Annotated in this window: 14 protein-coding genes and 1 tRNA gene; 10 read left to right on the top strand and 5 right to left on the bottom strand. The window is 57.4% G+C overall.

From position 1 onward, the window contains the following. Window positions 1–39 precede the first annotated feature (39 nt). Genes JHC09_RS08295 through JHC09_RS08305 form a run of 3 tightly spaced genes read left to right on the top strand, consistent with a single transcriptional unit; the run spans window position 40 to window position 3,693 of the window. Entirely contained in the window at window positions 40–981 is a 942-nt protein-coding gene (locus JHC09_RS08295; protein WP_199531558.1) for an ABC transporter permease, read from the top strand. A 28-nt stretch (window positions 982–1,009) separates the two neighbouring features. Next, window positions 1,010–1,831 (top strand): ABC transporter permease, encoded by an 822-nt coding sequence (locus JHC09_RS08300; protein ID WP_248308935.1) that lies wholly within the window; start codon window positions 1,010–1,012, stop codon window positions 1,829–1,831. Between the two features lie 14 nt (window positions 1,832–1,845). Next, entirely contained in the window at window positions 1,846–3,693 is a 1,848-nt protein-coding gene (locus JHC09_RS08305) for an ABC transporter ATP-binding protein (RefSeq protein WP_199531560.1), read from the top strand. Window positions 3,694–3,710: 17 nt separating this feature from the next. Here the strand turns inward: JHC09_RS08305 and JHC09_RS08310 are convergent, their stop codons facing one another. Then, window positions 3,711–4,280: a cupin domain-containing protein gene (locus tag JHC09_RS08310; RefSeq protein WP_282567679.1), complete on the bottom strand. Its 570-nt coding sequence runs from the start codon at window positions 4,278–4,280 to the stop codon at window positions 3,711–3,713. A 113-nt stretch (window positions 4,281–4,393) separates the two neighbouring features. Here JHC09_RS08310 and hisD point away from each other — a divergent pair, with 113 nt between their 5' ends. Then, window positions 4,394–5,671: a histidinol dehydrogenase gene (hisD, locus tag JHC09_RS08315; RefSeq protein WP_199531562.1), complete on the top strand. Its 1,278-nt coding sequence runs from the start codon at window positions 4,394–4,396 to the stop codon at window positions 5,669–5,671. Between the two features lie 69 nt (window positions 5,672–5,740). After that, entirely contained in the window at window positions 5,741–7,102 is a 1,362-nt protein-coding gene (locus JHC09_RS08320) for a M20/M25/M40 family metallo-hydrolase (RefSeq protein ID WP_199531563.1), read from the top strand. 741 nt (window positions 7,103–7,843) lie between these two features. Here JHC09_RS08320 and JHC09_RS08325 read toward each other — a convergent pair. After that, window positions 7,844–7,920, bottom strand: a tRNA-Asp gene (locus JHC09_RS08325). Between the two features lie 369 nt (window positions 7,921–8,289). On the opposite strand from JHC09_RS08325, the gene sulP reads away from it, so the two are divergent. The 3 genes from sulP to JHC09_RS08340 all read left to right on the top strand — a co-directional run bounded on the left by sulP (window position 8,290) and on the right by JHC09_RS08340 (window position 11,998). Next, window positions 8,290–9,996: a sulfate permease gene (sulP, locus tag JHC09_RS08330; protein WP_199531564.1), complete on the top strand. Its 1,707-nt coding sequence runs from the start codon at window positions 8,290–8,292 to the stop codon at window positions 9,994–9,996. Window positions 9,997–10,073: 77 nt separating this feature from the next. Further along, window positions 10,074–10,952: an alpha/beta hydrolase gene (locus JHC09_RS08335; RefSeq protein WP_199531565.1), complete on the top strand. Its 879-nt coding sequence runs from the start codon at window positions 10,074–10,076 to the stop codon at window positions 10,950–10,952. Window positions 10,953–11,134: 182 nt separating this feature from the next. Beyond that, window positions 11,135–11,998 carry a hypothetical protein gene (locus JHC09_RS08340; protein ID WP_199531566.1) on the top strand — a complete coding sequence of 288 codons (864 nt, stop codon included), beginning with the start codon at window positions 11,135–11,137 and terminating at the stop codon, window positions 11,996–11,998. 808 nt (window positions 11,999–12,806) lie between these two features. Here JHC09_RS08340 and clpA read toward each other — a convergent pair. Next, window positions 12,807–15,149 carry an ATP-dependent Clp protease ATP-binding subunit ClpA gene (gene clpA, locus JHC09_RS08345; RefSeq protein ID WP_199531567.1) on the bottom strand — a complete coding sequence of 781 codons (2,343 nt, stop codon included), beginning with the start codon at window positions 15,147–15,149 and terminating at the stop codon, window positions 12,807–12,809. A gap of 9 nt (window positions 15,150–15,158) precedes the next feature. Beyond that, window positions 15,159–15,575 carry an ATP-dependent Clp protease adapter ClpS gene (clpS, locus tag JHC09_RS08350; protein ID WP_199531568.1) on the bottom strand — a complete coding sequence of 139 codons (417 nt, stop codon included), beginning with the start codon at window positions 15,573–15,575 and terminating at the stop codon, window positions 15,159–15,161. Window positions 15,576–15,963: 388 nt separating this feature from the next. Between clpS and JHC09_RS08355 the strand changes: the two genes are divergently transcribed. Next, a complete protein-coding gene (locus tag JHC09_RS08355; protein WP_199531569.1) occupies window positions 15,964–17,538 on the top strand; it encodes an SPOR domain-containing protein in 1,575 nt (524 codons plus the stop codon). 110 nt (window positions 17,539–17,648) lie between these two features. Continuing rightward, a complete protein-coding gene (locus JHC09_RS08360) occupies window positions 17,649–17,921 on the top strand; it encodes a hypothetical protein (protein ID WP_169193781.1) in 273 nt (90 codons plus the stop codon). A gap of 22 nt (window positions 17,922–17,943) precedes the next feature. Here the strand turns inward: JHC09_RS08360 and JHC09_RS08365 are convergent, their stop codons facing one another. After that, on the bottom strand, window positions 17,944–19,305 hold the full coding sequence (locus JHC09_RS08365) for an MATE family efflux transporter (RefSeq protein WP_199531570.1): 1,362 nt from the start codon (window positions 19,303–19,305) through the stop codon (window positions 17,944–17,946). Window positions 19,306–19,495 lie beyond the last annotated feature (190 nt).

A 19,495-nucleotide genomic window follows, 5' to 3' on the forward strand; every position in this document is an offset into this window, starting at 1 on the left:
CAACATTGCTAGGGTGCCGCAGAGCACTAAGGATGGCTTATGCTCCCATTCGTTTTTTGGCGGACGCTCGCCTCTATTCCTGTCGTGGCGCTCGTAGCATTGCTGGTTTTCAGCATGCTGTATCTTACTCCCGGCGACCCAGCGACAATGCTGGCGGGCGAAGCAGCGTCAGATGCGGATATCGAGCGCATCCGCGAAGCATTGGGCCTCAATAAGGGCTTTATTGAGCGCTTCAGCATTTGGGCTTTGGCACTCATCCAGGGCGATTTTGGCTCTTCCATCTACACCAAAATTCCGGTTCTCCAGACCATACTCTCCCGTCTCGAGCCGACATTATCGCTTATGGCTTTGACTTGCGTAATAGCGGTTACCGTTGCCATACCGCTCGGCGTTCTCGCCGCTTGGAAACGAGGCTCGGCTCTGGATGCCGCAGTTATCGGCGGCGCTGTTCTGGGCACCTCCGTGCCGGTGTTCGTGATGGGGTATTTGCTCGCCTACCTCTTTTCAGTTCGCTTAGGGTGGTTCCCCGTTCAGGGCTATAACCCCATCGCCAGCGGGTTCAGTAAGTGGGTGATGAGCATTCTGCTTCCCTCCTTCGTGCTTTCACTTGGGTTTATCGCCTCGATTGCCCGCATTACCCGCGCCACCATGCTCGAAGTGCTCTCTCAAGACTACGTGCGAACGGCCCGCGCCAAAGGTCTTTCTGAGCGCGCAGTGCTGTTCGTTCACTCCCTACGCAACGCTGCTGTACCAATCGCGACCGTCGTCGGTCAGGGTGTCGTCATGCTCATCGGCGGCGCTGTTGTAACCGAAACCGTCTTCAACATCCCAGGGATTGGCCGTCTGACCGCTGACGCGATCTTCCAACGCGACTATCCGATCATTCAAGGCATCGTGCTGCTGTTCAGCTTTGCCTATGTCTTCGTGAACATCCTCATCGACGTCTTCTATGCGGCCATGGATCCGCAGATGCGCCGCTAACCAGAGCCCAGCCCCGGACATGACGAAAATGACAATCCTAAGTGCCATTCGTCGCCACCCCAGTGTGGTGTTTGGCGCAACTGTAGTTCTAGTACTCGCCACTATCGCCATTTTAGCGCCATGGCTGGGCACCGTAGACCCAACAGCAATGTCGCCCGCGATGCGCAATCGCGCTCCGTCTGCGGAACACTGGTTCGGCACAGACTCATTCGGCCGAGACATCTACTCTCGCGTTCTCTACGGCGCCCGTGTGTCGCTGACAGTTGGCCTGAGCGTAGCCGTTATCGCATCGCTTATCGGCATCGTCATCGGCCTGTTAGCGGGTTACGTCCGCGTCCTTGAAGGCCCTCTAATGCGCCTCATGGATGCGATCATCTCCATCCCATCTATCTTGCTAGCCATCGCTCTGATGACCCTGATCGGCGGTAGCGTGGTCAATGTGATCATAGCCATCGCAATTACGGAAATTCCGACCGTTGCACGCTTGGTTCGTGCCGGTGTCCTGAGCCTCCGCAACAAGCCATACATCGAGGCTGCGCTGACTGGCGGTACGCCGGAGTGGAAAATAGTGCTCAAGCATATTCTTCCCAACACCATGACCCCCGTGATTATCGCCGCCACATTCATCTGCGCCTCAGCCATGGTGGTGGAGTCGATCCTGTCGTTCATCGGTGCAGGCACGCCTTCAAGCATTCCATCCTGGGGCAATATCATCTCGGAAGGCCGCACGCTCTGGCAGGTTAAGCCACACATCGTGTTCTTCCCTGCTGCTTTCCTTTCTGTCTGCATTCTTGCTGTGAACGTCCTTGGTGACGGCCTGCGCGACATGCTTGACCCACGCGCTCGCTGATCACGGAACAGACCATGACCAATCCACTCCACACACAGGTCTCCTCCCCGCCGAGCCTTTTAAGCGTGCGCGATCTCAACGTGTCGTTCCGAACTCAAGGCGATTGGAAGCAGGTTCTTCAGAACATCTCATTCGATTTGACCGCCGGCCAAACACTGGCCGTCGTGGGCGAAAGTGGCTCTGGCAAAAGCGTCAGCGCGCTGGCGGTCATGGGCCTCCACGACCCGGTTCGGACGAAGATCACCGGACGCGCGCAATTTGAAGGCAAAAACCTCTTCGACCTGCCCGCCTCTGAAATGAACGCCATCCGTGGCAATAAGATCTCGATGATCTTTCAGGAGCCGATGACCTCACTCAATCCGGTGCTGACCGTTGGCCAGCAACTCTGCGAGACCATCCGTCGCCACCGTGATGTATCGGCCGCGGAGGCCAAAAAGCTCGCCATTGAGCTGATGGACAAGGTTCACATTCCATCAGCCGCGGCGCGCTTTGACGAATATCAGCATCGGTTCTCTGGTGGCATGCGCCAGCGCATCATGATCGCAATGGCTCTGGCGTGCCAACCCAAGATCTTGATTGCTGACGAGCCGACAACTGCGCTTGACGTGACGGTGCAGGCGCAAATCCTCAACCTGATCAAGGAGCTACAGCGCGAAGAAGACATGGCCGTGCTCTTCATCACCCACGACATGGGCGTGGTGGCGGAAGTTGCTGACCAGACCATGGTGATGTTCCGCGGGGACATGCTGGAAACTGGATCGTCAGAACAGGTATTCCTGAAGCCTGAAAATGCCTACACGCGAAAGCTTCTTGCCTCTGTGCCGAAGCTGGGCGACGTGGCTCATATCAATACCCCAATCCCGTTCCCCGAAATCATCGATGGCCAACCCCAGCCCGTCGAGCCCTGCGCCGATACAGTTAGAACCGACATCGAACCGGTCCTTCGCGTCCAAAACCTGAGGACCCGATATGACGTTCGTGGCGGAATTCTCAATCAGGTGCGCTCACGCGTTCACGCAGTTGAGGGCATTTCATTTGATCTCTACCAAGGCGAAACTTTGGCCATCGTGGGAGAGTCTGGCTGTGGAAAGACAACAACCGGCCGCAGCCTCATGGGTCTGGCGCCGGTAGTCGATGGCACTGTAACGCTTGATGGCGTTCAGATTACGGGCAAAATGCCAAATGGCAAAATAGCTGCTCACACGGCCCAAACGCGACCGAAAATCCAGTTCATATTCCAAGACCCGTTCGCGGCCCTCAATCCGCGCCAGCGTATCGCCGACGCGATTGTTGAGCCCTACCTCGAACAGGGGCTGGGCAGGCGAGAGCAGGCCAAGGCTTTGGTGCCAGAGTTACTCGAGAAAGTTGGTCTTCCTGCACAAGCTGCGGAGCGCTTCCCGCATGAGTTTTCAGGGGGACAGCGTCAGCGCATCTGTATCGCCCGAGCGCTCTCGGTAAACCCTAAGGTGCTCGTCGCCGACGAAGTGGTGTCCGCACTCGATGTCTCGATCAAAACGCAGGTAATCAACCTGTTGCTTGAGCTTCAGGCAAAGACGGGAATTTCGTTGATTTTCATCAGCCACGACATGGCTGTGGTCGAGCGCATCAGCCATCGCGTGGCGGTGATGTATCTCGGTGAAATCGTCGAGATTGGTCCGCGCCAATCGATCTTCAACGCCCCGCAGCACGCCTATACCCAAACGCTCATCGGAGCAGTTCCGGTGGCAGATCCCGCCAATAGGCACATCATTCGACCCGTTATTGATCGTGAACTTGCCTCCCCGGTGCGGATGCCGGATTTCGTGCCGCCGGCCCGCTCCTATCGCGAAGTGGCAAAGCACCACCTCGTGCGTATCGACTGAGAGTTCTGATCAGCCCGTCAATAAGTTGGCGGGCTGATCGCGCTAAAGATCTCGCTTTCTCCGTCCGACACATTCTTAAATGCGTGCGGAACACGGCTATCGAAATAATAGCTGTCGCCCCGTTCTAACACGCGTGTCTGGTCACCGACGGTAACCTCCACTGCACCCGAGATGACGATCCCAGCCTCCTGCGCAACATGCGAGAAGAGATTGCCCGTGTTGGTCCCAGGCTTATAACGTTCGTGCAGAACCATCATATTGCGGTGCGGAAAATCAAAACCCACAACGCGATAGGAAATGGCGTCTATGCGTCCAATCTCGACCAAGTCCTCGGACCGGTAGAACGGGCTATATCTCTGTCCTGAATCATGACCAGAAAAGAAGCCTGAGAGCGTCAGACCTAATGCGTCGAGAATTGCGCCCAGCGTATCTATCGACGGGCTCATTTTATCGCGTTCGATGAGCGAAATAGTGGAATGTGAGACCCCAGAGCGCGCCGCGAGCTCCCGCACCGTCAAATTTCGGCGTCGACGATGCTCGTAAATCTGGCCACCGATCTTGGGCATTAGAGCGCTCTTTCTAACCAGCTGAGCGAAGTGTGGTGAGTTTAGTCACCATCGCTGTTTCGTGGAATTGTCGTTGTCTTACAGGTGTTTCATGTTGCGAACATCATCTGTTGTCAACCGAGACCACACACCAAATGACCACTCGCTTCACCACCGTCAAATCCCGCGTCGAGCATATCAAGGCGCCAGTCGCCGACGTGGTGGCCGACAGCTCGGCAATCGAGAACACCGTCAAGGACGTTATCGCGGCCGTACGCGAACGTGGCGATGCTGCGGTTCGTGAGTTCTCTGAACGCTTCGACAAGGTTGCGCCAGAAACACTCGAAGTGACCATGGCAGAGCGTCTTGCGGCAGTTGAAGCGCTGGATCCGCAAACCCGCGCCGATACAGAATTTGCCATCGCTAACGTGAGCGCCTTTGCCAAGGCCCAGCTTGCCACTTTGGCGCCCCTGGAAGTCGAACTGCTGCCCGGTCTTCACCTCGGCCATCGCATCATCCCAATCGAGACCGTCGGTTGCTACGTGCCAGGCGGCCGCTATCCGCTGCTCTCCGCACCAATCATGACCATCGTTCCGGCCAAGGTTGCGGGCTGCGATAACGTCGTTGCTTGCCTGCCGCCAAACGCACATGAGGCGATGATTGCTGGCTGCCACCTGTCGGGCGCAGATCGCATCTTCCGAGTCGGCGGCGCTCAGGCAATCGCGGCAATGGCACTCGGCACTGAATCCATTCCTCAGGTCGATAAGATCTTCGGCCCGGGCAATGCCTTCGTCAACGAAGCCAAGCGACAGTCGTTCGGCCCAGTCGGCATTGACCAGCTCGCAGGCCCTTCCGAGATCTATGTTGTTGCTGACGACACGGGCAATGCGGAACTGATCGCAACCGATCTGCTAGCGCAGGCGGAACACGACATTCGCACTCGCGTCGGCCTGATCACGACCTCGCGTCGTTTGGCAGAGGAAACCCTCGCTGCAGTGGAACGCCAGTTGCTCGATCTGCCAACCGCACCGACCGCTGGTCAGGCATGGCGCGACTATGGTGAAATCGCAGTCTGCGCGACCGAGCAGGATATGATCGACTACTCGGATTTCATCGCTGCCGAACATTTGCAGGTTCACACCGCCGACGCTAAGGAATTCGCTCTGAAGTTGCGCAACTATGGTTCGCTCTTCATCGGCGAAAACGCTTCCGTTGTGTATTCCGATAAGTGCTGTGGCACCAACCACACCCTGCCAACCATGGCCGCTGGTCGCTATACCGGTGGTCTGTGGGTCGGCTCCTACGTCAAGACCTGCACCCATCAATTCCTCGACCCAGAGGGCGTTGAGCAGGTTGCGCCTCCAGCAATTCGCCAGAGCGCATCCGAAGGCCTCGAAGGTCACCGCCGCGCCGCCGCTGCCCGCGTGAAATAATACCTATACTTGACCTAACTCTTGTCACCGCGGTCCACTGCGGTGACATTTTTTAGCCAGGGAACACCAATGTCCTCGCCTTCGCTCGACCCCGTATTTGCCTATATCGATGCTCGTAGTGATGAATACGTCGCCCGGTTGATGGATTATGTGCGCCATCCCTCCATCAGCGCGCATAATATCGGGATCGCAGAGGTCAGCCAGATGCTCGTCACGCAGCTGAGCGAACTGGGCATGGAGGTTGAGGCGATCCCCTCAAAAGGCCATCCGTTTGTCTTGGGGCGCTATCAAGTTGACCCAGCCAAGCCCACGGTTTTGCTCTATGGCCACTATGATGTGCAGCCGCCTGACCCTCTAGAACTTTGGGACAGCCCGCCGTTCGAGCCAACGATCCGTAATGGACGCATTTATGCCCGTGGCGTTGGCGATAACAAAGGCCAGCACTTCGCCCAGATCATGGCACTTGAGGCCCATCTAGCAGTGCATGGCACCCTGCCATGCAATGTGCTTTTGCTCTTAGAAGGCGAAGAGGAGATCGGTTCACCTCAGATCGCAGACTTCGTTCGCCAGAACAAAGAGCGCCTTAATGTGGACTTCGTCGTCACCGCCGACGGTCCCTTGCATGAGTCCGGCACAGCCACGCTTACCTATGGTGTGCGCGGGATTGCAACTTTTGAACTTCGTGCTCGCACGGCGTCCCGCGATGCGCACTCGGGCAATTTTGGCGGCGTCATGCCCAATGCGGTGTGGAGCCTAGTCCATCTCCTCGCGACGATGAAGTCGGCCGATGGCGAGATCACCATTGAAGGCCTGCGCGACGAGCTCTTGCCACCGACGCCGGCTGACCTCGACGCCGTCACCAAGCTGCCGGTCGAAATCGAGAGCTATATGGCCGAGATGGGCATGACCCAGCTTGACGCCCCAAAGGACCGTCCCTTCTGGGATCGCCTGATGTTCCATCCAACGCTGACCATTAACGGTTTGCACGGTGGCTACGATGGTCCCGGTATCAAGTCAGTACTGCCCTGCTCTGCCGTCGCCAAATGTGACATTCGCTTGGTCTCGCCAATGACAACCGAGCACGTCTACGCCTGCGTGAAGGCCCATGTCGCCAAGCATGCCCCAGACGTCGAAGTCATTATCCACGGCTCGATGCCGCCTTCGCGCACGCCAATGGACGATAGATGGGGCCAACTGATCCAGCACGCGATCGCCGACGCGCGCAACGAAACGCCACTTGTCTACCCATCGCTCGGCGGAAGTCTGCCTGACTATGTCTTCACCCAAATTTTGGGTGTTCCCGCCTATGTCATGCCCTATGCGAATGCCGACGAAGCCAATCACGCTCCGAATGAGAACTTGGATATTTCGTTGTTCTTAAAGGGCATCCGTACCGGCGCGTCATTGCTCGACCGGCTCGGCAGAATCTAATCCGCCTCGCCTTACCGCGCTTATAAGAAAGCGGTCAGCAAGACTGGCCGCCCAATCGAGCATTACGCTTGGCCTTAGAAAAACTACCGTTCGACACACAGCGCTTTACGTTCTTGGGCGTCGCGGCACTGGCGTGCATCTTCCCAGCATCCGTGCTCGCGAAACCGCCAAACAAGCTGTCTACTCTGCCGTCGCGCGACTGTTTTTCGCCTTTGGGCCAAAGCTAAGAAGCAAAGCGATCATCGCCAGGTTTTTTCACTGGAAACTGCAGCTGGGCGCACAGGCCTAACCTGTGTCGACTTCCCTATCGTCGCGATGGCCATCGCGTATACATACCGAGACGTGCTCACCGATGAACTCGTTATTGGCCTGATTTACATTAGGCATTTTTCCGACAGCGGTTCAATCCTCCAGTGCGATCAACGCACAGCGGTCTAACGCTTCATGACAATGCTGCAAGCAGGAGCGGTTGAGGCCATTGTCGGTGGTGGTACAGCCGAGGCTCTGTCCCACGCTTCGGGTAACACCCGAAGTACATTGAATATATTGTTCGCGACGTACGGACCCCTCAACGCCGAGACGATCCGCGCAGTTACAGAAGCGCGCAGGCGTGGAAGGAGAAAACTGCGGTAGTGGAACGGACCGCGATCAAAAGTGGGAACACGTCAGCTATGAAAGTGGGAACACGCTCCAGTCGCGAAAGGCGCCACCCGAAAACTTCAACGATTTGAAGGGAAAAGGTGGCGCGAGAGACGGGGCTCGAACCCGCGACCTCCGGCGTGACAGGCCGGCGCTCTAACCAACTGAGCTACTCCCGCAGCGCTTGGGGAACATCCGTTCCGCGCAACGTGGGCTCTGTATAGGGGCGTGATTTGCCCCTGTAAAGCGGCCCCAAGAAAATTCTCAAAGCTTTTCAACATCTGTGGCGCCGATGGGCATATCATTGGCACTTGGCTGGCACTTTTGGGCGCCACGAGTGGCGCGGCAAAGGCATATCGCACCCCAAAGGCGCAACAATAGGCTTGCTATATATTAGATATTGCGTATATACGAATGAAAATACTGCGCGAGAGAGCCGGAAATCCGGGCCACACGCTCTGTAACCAGACGTCGGCTTACATTCGGCCCGCCAGCGCGCAAATATTTCTGCGGCCTCTGGGCCAGATTGAACCGCCAGGAGCCCGAGAGTGCGCCGCCAATCCTACCTCCCCATTCTCGACTGGGGTAGAAAATATAATCGCCAGACCCTGACCAGCGATGTGCTCGCGGCGGTGATCGTCACGATCATGCTCATTCCGCAGTCACTAGCCTATGCGCTGCTGGCGGGGCTGCCGCCGGAAGTTGGTCTTTATGCTTCGATCCTGCCGCTGATCGCCTATGCGATTTTCGGCACCTCCTCGGCGCTGGCGGTTGGGCCTGTCGCGGTGATCTCGCTGATGACGGCGACAGCGGTCGGTCGCGTGGCGACCGAAGGCACGGCGGATTATGCCAGCGCCGCCATCATTCTAGCGCTGATGTCTGGCGCGATGCTGACGCTCATGGGGCTATTGCGCCTTGGCTTTCTAGCGAATTTTCTGTCCCATCCGGTGATCTCGGGCTTCATCACCGCCTCGGGCCTGATTATCGCGACCAGCCAGCTCGGCGGCCTTTTGGGCATTTCCACCAGTGGCCACGCCCTGCCCGGCTTGTTCAGCTCCATTGCAAGCAACATTGGCGCGATCAATCTCTATACCCTTGGCATTGGCGCGCTTTCGCTCGGGCTCTTGCTCTGGATCCGCTTCGATCTCAAAAAATGGTTGAAGCGGCTCCATGTGCCGAAGGGAGTGGCAAACGTCATCGTCCGCGCCGGTCCGGTGTTTGTGGTCTTTCTGACTATGGCGCTATCGGTGATTTTCGATCTCGGCGCTAAGGGCGTTGCCCTAGTCGGCGATGTGCCGCAAGGCCTACCCATGCTGTCGCTTCCGAGCGTCTCGCTCGACACCGTGCAACAGCTGCTGGTTCCGGCGCTGATCATTTCCATCGTTGGGTTTGTCGAAACCATCTCCGTTGCCCAAACGCTGGCTGCAAAGCGCCGCGAGCGCATCTCGCCCAATCAAGAATTGATTGGCCTCGGCATGGCCAATGTGGCGGCAGGCATTGGGGGCGGCTATCCGGTGACCGGCGGCTTTGCGCGGTCCGTTGTCAATTTTGATGCGGGCGCGGCCACCCCAGCGGCGGGTGCATTCACGGCCATCGGCATTGCTCTCGCAACGCTCCTGCTGACGCCCTTCCTCGCCGTTCTGCCCAAGGCAACACTGGCGGCGACCATTGTGATCGCGGTGCTGACGCTGGTCGATTTCTCAGTATTCAAACGCGCCTGGGCCTATTCCAAGGCCGATTTTGCGGCTGTCGCCATTACGCTGATCGGAACGCTTCTGCTCGGCGTTGAAACCGGCATCGCTCTGGGCGTCGGGACTTCAATCCTGATCTTTCTCTACCGTTCGTCAAAGCCCCACGCCGCTGTGGTCGGCCAAGTGCCCGGCACCGAGCATTTCCGCAATATCAAGCGTCACACGGTGGAAACGCATCCGGAAATCCTCTCCATCCGCGTCGATGAAAGCCTCTATTTTGCCAATGCGCGCTTCTTGGAGGATTTGGTCACCGATCAGGTCGCGGGGAATGATCGGGTGAAACATGTGGTGCTGATGTGTTCGGCGGTGAATTTCATCGACCTATCAGCCCTCGAAAGCCTCGAAGCGATCCAACATCGCCTCGACACTCAGGGCGTTAAACTGCACCTCTCTGAGGTGAAAGGCCCGGTTATGGACAAACTCAAATCCACCGACTTCCTGCGTGATTTGTCCGGCAAGGTTTTTCTCAGTCAGCACCAGGCAGTGTCTGCGCTGCGGAGCTAGCCGAGCCATTGCACAGCCGCGAATTTGGTGACTATCCTCCTTATAGGGCCGGAGAGTCCGGCCCGGAGGGAACGCAAATGGCATCACGCATTGCACTCGGCCTTGGCCTAGCCCTGCTGCTCACCAGCACCGCTTTCGCCGCGCCGGAAACTAAAATTGTTTCATATGAGGTCGACGGCATGAAAGTCGTCGGCACACTCGTCACCCCCGAGGGCGACCCAGCCCCTGTGGTTCTGCTGTTCCACGGCTTTGGCGGCTCCCGCGATGAGCTGGAAATCCCATCCGTGGGCAAGGGCATTTTCACCTATACCGCCGACAAGCTCGCCGCGGAGGGGATCGCGAGCCTGCGCATCGACTTCCGCAATTCGGGCGAAAGCGATGGCGAATTCCCTGACACGACCTATTCCGGCCAGATCGCCGATGGCCTCGCCGCGCTGGATTTCGTCAAGACGCTCGACAGCGTCGAAGCCGACAACATCGGCATCATCGGTTGGAGCCAAGGCGGCCTCGTCGCCTCTGCCGTTGCGGGCCGCAGCAATGTCCCAAAAGTCACAGCGCTCTGGGCCGCCGTCGCGGACCCCAAACAGACTTTTGACACGCTCCTCACCCCTGAAAAGGTGCAAGCGGGCCTGACGACCGGCGACACGCCGCTCGAACTCCCCATGCCATGGGGTTTCTCGCTGTTTTTGAAACAGGGCTATTTTGAAGAAATCGCCACCACCAAGCCGACCGAAGAAATCGCCGCCTACAAGGGCGCGCTTTTCGTGGCCGAAGGCACCAAAGACGAAGCGGTCGCCTATGGTGGCGGTCAACTCTTCATCGACGCCCACGAGGGCGAGGAAGAACACTTCGTCCGCGATATGGACCACAGTTTTAATGTGTTCACCGACACCACAACGCTGGATGAAATGCTGGAAAGCACATTGGCGTTTATGAAGCCGCATTTGGGGAAGTAACAAGCAAGAGTGGCGGTGACGGGAGATTTGCTCAGGGCACCGCTGCTTCTATGGTGAGCACAACACGCCTGCTTTGTCCGAGATGCCGCAAGGAATGTTCGCAAACACGCTGAAACTGAAACAGCCCAAGTAGAATTGCCGCAGTTCCATCGCTCAATCTCCCGCTGCTAAGGATTTCGCAAGTGACTGGTTTAATCGAAGAAATACAGCGAGACGCTCTGGATCCAAATATTCCGGTCACCACTATTCTTCGAAAGGTAAAGGTGGCTGCATCGAAGCTATCGCTGCCAAATCTAGAAGACTGGGTACAAATGGAGCTGACGGGATACAACGGAGAACTGCCTAGCTATCGTCAACTCTACGGGCGCCCTATGGCACATAATCCATACCAAGGTTGGATACCCATCATGATGGCCTCAGACGAGGACCAGAATTTGCTATCTGAGGCTCCAATAAGCCAGGCTATATCTTCATTAGAAGACCTGATTGATAGGTCTAAAAGTGGGTTCGTGCAGATTGAGTACCCCGCAGCGGTCATCCGGTTATTGAATCAACAACTAGATATTGAACTTGGACGAATGGCCAACCACCTTTCAATCACTCAAATTCAGTCAATTATCAATACAGTCAGAAACATGGCCTTAGACTGGGCCGTCAGGATGGAGCAGCGCGGAATTATCGGAGAAGGTCTAACTTTCAATGCCTCTGAGAAGGAACAGGCTAAATCCGCTATGAATACATTCAATGTCGGTAACATCGGCCAGTTTATCGGTGCTTTGGGAAGTGGCAACACGACTGGGGATATAAGCGCTAGCCAATCAGCCCAATCTGACGAAATTTTTGATCGCCTCATCGATATAGCTAAGCAGCAGGTCGAACTGCCAGCTGATCAAGTAACCATTATAAGTGCGATTGAAGACATGCGCGCGTCTAAAAATGAACGCGCCGCTTACGCTCGTGCATACAGTAGCTTTATCGGCAGCATCGCCGACCATATGGCGGTTTTCTCCCCTTACGTTACACAGCTTGGTGCCCTCCTCGGATAGCGGCCCACAGCACCCGCCCCCCTCCTCAAAAGGGGGAGGAATAAGAGTGGATGTGGCCTAGTGATCTGGTTCCATCACACCCACTGAGCGTCACCCTCGGCCTTGAGCCGAGGGCTCTGTACTTCACAGGGTTAGTGCGGGGCGTGATCGCGTAACAGAGCGATCTGTTTCTGTAGCAGGCTTGGTCAAGTGAAGACCCCTCGGCTCAAGGCCGAGGGTGACGGCTGGTGGGGATTGAGGCAGAGGGTTTTCAGCGGAAACGTGCAGCTCTTGGGAGATAACACCCCCACCCAACCTCCCCCTGAAAAGGGGGAGGAGTTAGAGTGGTATCCGTGTAGAAATCGAGTTCTATCCCCATCCACGGACCGTCACCCTCGGCCTTGAGCCGAGGGTTCTGTGCTTTATGACTCCCGGCGGGGTGATGATCGCGTGTTGGAGCGATCTGTTTCTGTAGCAAGCTTGCTCAAGTGAAGACCCATCGGCTCAAAGCCGAGAGTGACGGCTGGTGATTGGGCAGAAAAGTGTTCTTGGTCTCAGGCCGCCCAAGCGAACGCGGTGTGTCCCTCCCTCGCTTGCGGGAGAGGTTAGGTGGGGGCTTGGCACGTGGCGAATTCCAAGAAGGCCCCCTCACCCGGGTTGTGGCCGAGCAAGCCATTCGAGCATAGCTCTTATGGCCTTCTCGCCTAAAATCATCCCACAGGGATGATTTTACCTCCGGCAGACTCAAATCCCGCAGAGGGAGAGGTGAAAAAGGCCCGGGGTCCCCCCGGGCCTTCTGTTTGTTCAACCAACTAAAATCCAGCGGATATTAGCTGTCCTTGCTTGCCGTTGCCTTTGGCTTTTTGGGCTTTGGTAGGGCCTTTGGCTTGGCGGGGCGTGGGGGCACGGCCACCAGTTCCAGCTTTGCTTCGCGGCCTTCGCCGACCACGGCGACGGTGACGGAACCGCCGTTGACCAATTCGCCGAACAGCAGCTGATCGGCCAGAGGCTTCTTGACGTGTTCCTGGATGACGCGACCAAGCGGACGCGCGCCCATGCGTTCGTCATAGCCATGTTCAGCCAGCCAATCGGCGGCTTCTGGGGTCAGGTTGATGGTCACGCCGCGTTCGGCCAGCTGGCCTTCGAGCTGCAGCACGAACTTTTCGACCACACGACGCACGACCTCGCGCGGGAGAGGCGCGAACGAGATGATCGCATCCAACCGGTTGCGGAATTCTGGCGAGAACTGGCGGTTAACCGCTTCCTCGTCATCACCCACTTCGCGCTTGCGGCCAAAGCCGATCGGCGCACGAGCGAGCTCCGCCGCACCAACGTTGGAGGTCATGATCAGGATCACATTGCGGAAGTCGACCGACTTGCCGTTGTGGTCCGTGAGCTTGCCGTGGTCCATCACCTGCAACAGAATGTTGTAGAGGTCCTGATGGGCCTTTTCGATTTCGTCGAGCAGCACAACGCAATGCGGATGCTGATCCACGCCATCGGTGAGCAAGCCGCCCTGATCAAAGCCGACATAGCCCGGAGGGGCACCAATCAGGCGCGAGACCGTGTGGCGCTCCATATATTCCGACATGTCGAAACGCAGGAGTTCGACGCCAAGCGTATCGGCGAGCTGCTTTGCGACTTCGGTCTTACCCACGCCGGTCGGGCCGGTGAAGAGGTAAGAGCCGATTGGCTTTTCCGGTTCGCGCAGGCCCGCACGCGCCAGCTTAATGGCGGACGAGAGCGCGGTGATCGCATTGTCTTGGCCAAAGACCACAGTCTTGAGGCTCTTCTCGAGACCCGAGAGCAGTTCCGCGTCAGACTTGGAAACGGTCTTAGGGGGAATGCGGGCGATGGTCGCGATGGTTGCTTCGATGTCTTCGACGTCGATGATTTCCTTGCGCTCGCCTTCCGGAAGCAGCTTTTGGCTCGCTCCGGTTTCGTCGATCACGTCGATGGCCTTATCGGGCAGCTTGCGATCATTGATATAGCGCGCGCTCAGCTCGACGGCGGCCTTGAGGGCATCGTCGGTGTACTTGAGCTTGTGGAACTCTTCAAAGTAAGGGCGCAAGCCCTTCACGATTTCAATCGCATCAGGAACGGTTGGCTCGTTGACGTCGATCTTTTGGAAACGACGAACCAGCGCACGGTCCTTTTCGAAGAACTGGCGATATTCCTTATAGGTGGTCGAGCCAATGCAACGGATCGCCCCGGAAGCCAGAGCTGGCTTGAGGAGGTTGGATGCATCGAGCGCGCCGCCCGAAGTGGCGCCAGCGCCGATCATGGTGTGGATTTCGTCGATGAACAACACGGCTTCCGGCTGCTTTTCGAGCTCCTTCATCACCTGCTTGAGGCGTTCTTCAAAGTCACCGCGATAGCGCGTGCCAGCGAGAAGCGCGCCCATGTCGAGCGAATAAACGATGGCGTCCTTGAGAACGTCAGGCACATCGCCTTCAACGATTTTGCGCGCCAGACCTTCGGCGATGGCGGTTTTACCGACCCCAGCGTCGCCCACATAAAGCGGGTTGTTCTTGGAGCGGCGGCAGAGAACCTGAATGGTGCGGCGCAGCTCAGCGTCACGGCCAATCAGCGGGTCAATCTTGCCCTTCTTGGCCTTGTCATTGAGGTTGACGCAGAACTCGACGAGCGCCGAAGTCTTCTTGCCTTCCTGCGCATTGTTGATGCCACCTTCCCCGTCTTCGGCGCCGTTGACGCGACGATCTTCATTGGGGCCGGATTTGGTGATGCCGTGCGAGATGAAATTGACGGCGTCGAGGCGGCTCATGTCCTGCTGCTCAAGGAAATAGGCAGCATGGCTTTCGCGCTCGGCGAAAATCGCCACGAGCACGTTGGCACCGGTCACCTCTTCGCGGCCGGAGGATTGAACATGGATCACCGCGCGCTGAATAACGCGCTGAAAAGCAGCGGTCGGGCGCGCTTCCTGACCGTTATGGACGACAAGGCTATCGAGTTCTTCGTTGATAAAATCTTCGAGGTCGCTTTTGAGCGCATCAATATCGACGTCGCAGCCGGTTAAAACGGCGATGGTTTCCCGATCGTCGGTCAACGCCAGCAGCAGATGCTCAAGCGTTGCGAACTCATGGTTGCGCTCACGGGCAAGGTTCATCGCCTGGTGCAGGGCCTTTTCGAGTCCGCGCGAAAATGAGGGCATATGATGTTCCTACTGTTTTTCCATCACGCATTGCAGCGGATGCTGGTTTTTGCGTGCCGTATCCATGACGCGAGTGACCTTGGTCTCAGCCACTTCGTAAGGATATACGCCGCACTCACCGACCCCCTTTTGGTGAACATGCAGCATGATGGTCATGGCGTCCTCGCGTGACTTGTTGAAGACGTCCTGAAGCACCAAAACGACGAATTCCATCGGCGTGTAGTCGTCGTTGAGAAGAAGCACCCGATAGAGGTTCGGACGCTTGGTTTTGGGACGCGTTTTGGTCACCGTCCCGGTTTCGAAATCTGCGTCGTTTCCGCCCGATCGGTTATCCCCATCATCCTTCGGCCCGAGCCAAGGCCCATCGGGCCCAGCCGAGCGTTCAGAATAAAAGGAAACAGGGATCTGCGTAGAGAGTGTTTTCATAAAGTAGACTGTCGCCAGACAAAACGAAGCAGCGGGTTGGACCCATTATGTAGGTAACAATGGACCCATGTTAAGGGCTCGGCCACCCCGAACTGGCGAGAGTGCAGAACCCAGCTCAAACTTGCCCATAGAATAGCTCAATTCGCCGCACATTGAAGCGACAAAACAGCAAAGCGGCATGTCACCCATCACATTGCTGAAAAACTCTCGTGACATTGATTCAACAGTGCCGGTGAAAAAGCTTTGCATTTTACGAAATCGTAACCGCCCCACCGTAGCTTACAAAAGGCTGCTCAGTCAGGTTTGGGGGACAAACCCCGATTGGACGGCCGCGTTAGTTGTGTTGCGTACGGGCATTTTTCGCCCGAGTGAGTAAACGGAGTACCGGGTGGCTTCCCTGGCAAAATCCCCTTGGCGCGGCATTATTGCCCGCGCAGCCGCTGCCTTTGTCGTTGCGCTAACTGTCAGCATCTCTGCTGCAGCGCCGACCTATGCAATTGAAAACCTACGCAAATATGCCGGTATCGTGGTCGACGCGAAATCGGGCAAAATCCTATATGAAGAGCAGGCTGACTCTCGTCGCTATCCGGCATCTGTCGCGAAGGTGATGACGCTTTACGTCCTGTTCCAAGAATTGCAGGCGGGCAATCTCTCGCTCAATTCCAAGATGACTGTGTCCCGTCATGCCGCTGCAGCCGTTCCGACTAAACTCGGCCTGCGCGCTGGCGCCACCATTTCGGTGGAAGACGCCATCAAGTCCCTCGTCACCCTGTCGGCCAATGACATGTCGCGCGTTATCGCGGAACATATCTCGGGAACTGAAGCCAAGTTCGCTGAGCGTATGACCGCAACTGCGCGTGCTCTGGGCATGGGCAGCACCACCTATCGCAACGCTTCGGGCCTTCCCGACGGCGGTCAGGTGACCACTGTGCGCGATCAGGCTATTCTGGCGATTGCTGTCTACCAGCACTTCCCGAACTATTACGAATTCTTCCAGACCCGCTCGTTCTCCTACGGCAAGCGCACCTACGGCAACCACAACCGCGTTCTCGGTTACATGGGCGCTGTGGACGGCATCAAGACCGGCTTCATCAATGCGGCTGGCTCGAACCTGATGACCGCAGCCCGCAAGGATGATCGCCACGTTGTCGTCATCGCTTTCGGTTTCAACTCTGCCGCATCGCGTGACGAAAAGGTCCGCCAGCTGGTCAACACCTATTTCAACAAGGGCCGTTCGGGCGGCTACTTGCAGACCGCTATGGTTCCAGTGCCTGGCCGTCAGGGCAGCACCCAGTTCGCTTTGGCGCAACCAAACCAGCAGCGCAAGGCGACCTTCGCCATGCCAACGCCAATGCCTGAGTTCCGCCTCGCTGCACTTGTTGCCGCCAATGGTGCACAGCCACAGGCAGCAGTTGCGGTCGCATCGGCCCCGGCTCCTGCGGTCTCAGTTGCGATGCCAGCGCCTGCCCCTGCAGACCTCGGCCTCGTGCCAGCCGCACAGGCAGCCAATGCTTTGGCAGCGCCAAGCGTGCCGGACTACAATTCGGACGTGATCGGCGCTTGGCTGAGCGACACCTATAAGCTGGGTGCGCCGCCATCGGCCCTTGGCCAGACTGCGCCATCGGCACCGCTCGGCATCGGCCCAACCAGCTCGAACACCCAGACGCCAAACGTCGACCCAATCAATACAGCTTCGGCACAGACGGGCTCTGCCCAAGTCGCTGGCTGGATCGTGCAGATCGGCGCTGGTCCATCGGAAGACGGTGCACGCACCATGCTTTCTGATGCCGCCCGCAAGGTTGGCTCTCTGGGCGACTTCCGCTCCTTCGTCGAACCGTTTGATCGGAACGGCAAGACCTTCTACCGCGCCCGCTTCGTCGGCTTTGGTGACCGCAGTGCCGCCAACGCCATGTGCGAGCGCCTAAAGGGCCAGGATATGCAGTGCCTGGCCATGCAAGGCTAATGAACGAACGACGTGGCGGCTTCCCGCCAAACCATACCACCGGGATGATCAGCTCATTTGAGCCCCATCCTATAGGAAACAAAATTGGTGCTTGTGTACGGAGTAGCCCAATGAGTGACCGTAAAGCTCTCGTCGAACTGGCCAGTTTCATTGGTCGCTCGCCGCTCGCCTCCCCTGATATGAAAGTGCGCAATAAGGCACTTTCGGGCATGACTGAACGCATGCTGCCCAAGAAGCGCTCGGTGAGCGACCTGCTTGGTGTGGTGATGACGCTCTCGGCTCGAACCCGCCGCATGGCGCAGGAGCCGGCCTTCGTCGAACTCGACGTGTTTGCCCCAGGCGGGAAGCGGGCCATCCGCCTCACGCTGGGCAACAAATCCTAAGCAGAAGTTTTGATGTGGCGCTCTAAACGAGCGCCACAATCTTTTTGCGCTTCCAGACGAACTGATACCAGGCCGCCTGCAAGATCAGCATGGCCGTAAAGCTGGCAGCGTAAGCAATCCAAATCCCACGCAGACCCAGTTCGGTGCCGCTGAGCCAGATCGCTCCGGGGATTTCGATCCCGATGATACAGAACAGCGAAATCACCATTGGCATATAGACGGTGCCGCTGGCGCGCATCACGCCCGAGAACACGACGCTGCCACCAAAGCAGATGATGCTCCACAGCACGACCCGGAGCAGGTCTTCCGTCAGCTGTACGACTTCAGGATCGGTCAGGAACAGCGCCACAACAGCTTCACTGAAGAGATAGGCCAGCACAACCAGCGTACCGGTAACGATCAGATTCATGATCAGCGCAGTACGGGTGATAGGGCCAAGCTGATCCTGTTTGCGGGCACCAATGGCCTGTGCCGCAAAGATCGACGCCGCAACACCAATCGACATGGCCGGGAACTGCACATAGCTCATCACCTGCCCCAGCGCGCCATAAGCGGCCGTTGCGTCCGAGCCGAAACGGTTGACCAGGCCCACGACCACAATCCCGGCAATGGACGAGATGATCATCTGCAGACCTGCCGGAATGCCCAGCTTCAAGGTCAGGCGCAAGAGCTTCCAATCAGGACGCAGGATGGAGGCCAGCAAGACACGGTCTGGCGCGAGCGGCATATTGCGCGCACGCATATAGACGAAGAGGAAAATCAGGACAGTCACAAAACCGGCCATGGTTGCCCATGCTGCAGCGGTGACACCCAATTGGGGTAAACCACCCCAACCGAGGATCAGCGCTGGCGTTACAAGCAAGCTCACCACCATCGACATGATCAGCGAGAGCAGCGGCGTTATAGTGTCGCCCACACCACGCAGGATCGAGGTTGCAACAAGAAAGAGGAAGAATGTCGGCATGCCGTACAGCGAAATGCGCGCGTAGCTGATCGCCATATCCCGGATGTTCTCGGGCGCACCCAATGCCATCATAATCTGCTCAGCGAAGGTTCCGCCAAACACACCTACAATGAGACCGAAGACAATCGTGGCCGCGAAGGCAGAGCCCGCGATCACCTTGACCTTGGCAATATCCCTCGCGCCCCAAGCCTGACCGATAAGCGTGGTCGCGCCAGCGGAGAGACCGATCATGAAGCTCATCAGCAAAAAGATCAGCGGGAAGTAGGTCGCAATAGCGGCCAGCGCCTCCACCCCAATCATCTGCCCTACGTAGATTGAGTTCACGGTTCCTGACAGCGCCTGCAGGATATTCGACGCCATAAGCGGGACGAGAAAAATGGCGAACCTCTGCCAGAGAGGGCGCGCAGAAAAGGGATTCATGAAACGCTCCGAAGGGCCAAATTGCGACTGGCCCGGCTCAGCAAACCGTAGAAACAGTCATTGAGTCGAAACAATCGCGCCCAATGACTACGTCGCGTCTCTACGCCCGGATTAACAAAGCGTCAATTCAGCCACCGATCCCCACAATCTAATGGCGAACGGAAAGGCTTTCCCCAGCCCTTCCCGTACT

It is taken from the genome of Devosia sp. MC532, from assembly GCF_016461625.1.
Taxonomy (GTDB): Bacteria; Pseudomonadota; Alphaproteobacteria; order Rhizobiales; family Devosiaceae; genus Devosia.

Bases quoted from the DNA above. Each gene is read 5' to 3' on its own strand.
- JHC09_RS08295 (WP_199531558.1), top strand. From the start codon at position 40: ATGCTCCCATTCGTTTTTTGGCGGACGCTCGCCTCTATTCCTGTCGTG.
- JHC09_RS08300 (WP_248308935.1), top strand. From the start codon at position 1,010: ATGACAATCCTAAGTGCCATTCGTCGCCACCCCAGTGTGGTGTTTGGC.
- JHC09_RS08305 (WP_199531560.1), top strand. From the start codon at position 1,846: ATGACCAATCCACTCCACACACAGGTCTCCTCCCCGCCGAGCCTTTTA.
- hisD (WP_199531562.1), top strand. From the start codon at position 4,394: ATGACCACTCGCTTCACCACCGTCAAATCCCGCGTCGAGCATATCAAG.
- JHC09_RS08320 (WP_199531563.1), top strand. From the start codon at position 5,741: ATGTCCTCGCCTTCGCTCGACCCCGTATTTGCCTATATCGATGCTCGT.
- JHC09_RS08335 (WP_199531565.1), top strand. From the start codon at position 10,074: ATGGCATCACGCATTGCACTCGGCCTTGGCCTAGCCCTGCTGCTCACC.
- clpA (WP_199531567.1), bottom strand. From the start codon at position 15,149: ATGCCCTCATTTTCGCGCGGACTCGAAAAGGCCCTGCACCAGGCGATG.
- clpS (WP_199531568.1), bottom strand. From the start codon at position 15,575: ATGAAAACACTCTCTACGCAGATCCCTGTTTCCTTTTATTCTGAACGC.
- JHC09_RS08360 (WP_169193781.1), top strand. From the start codon at position 17,649: ATGAGTGACCGTAAAGCTCTCGTCGAACTGGCCAGTTTCATTGGTCGC.
- JHC09_RS08365 (WP_199531570.1), bottom strand. From the start codon at position 19,305: ATGAATCCCTTTTCTGCGCGCCCTCTCTGGCAGAGGTTCGCCATTTTT.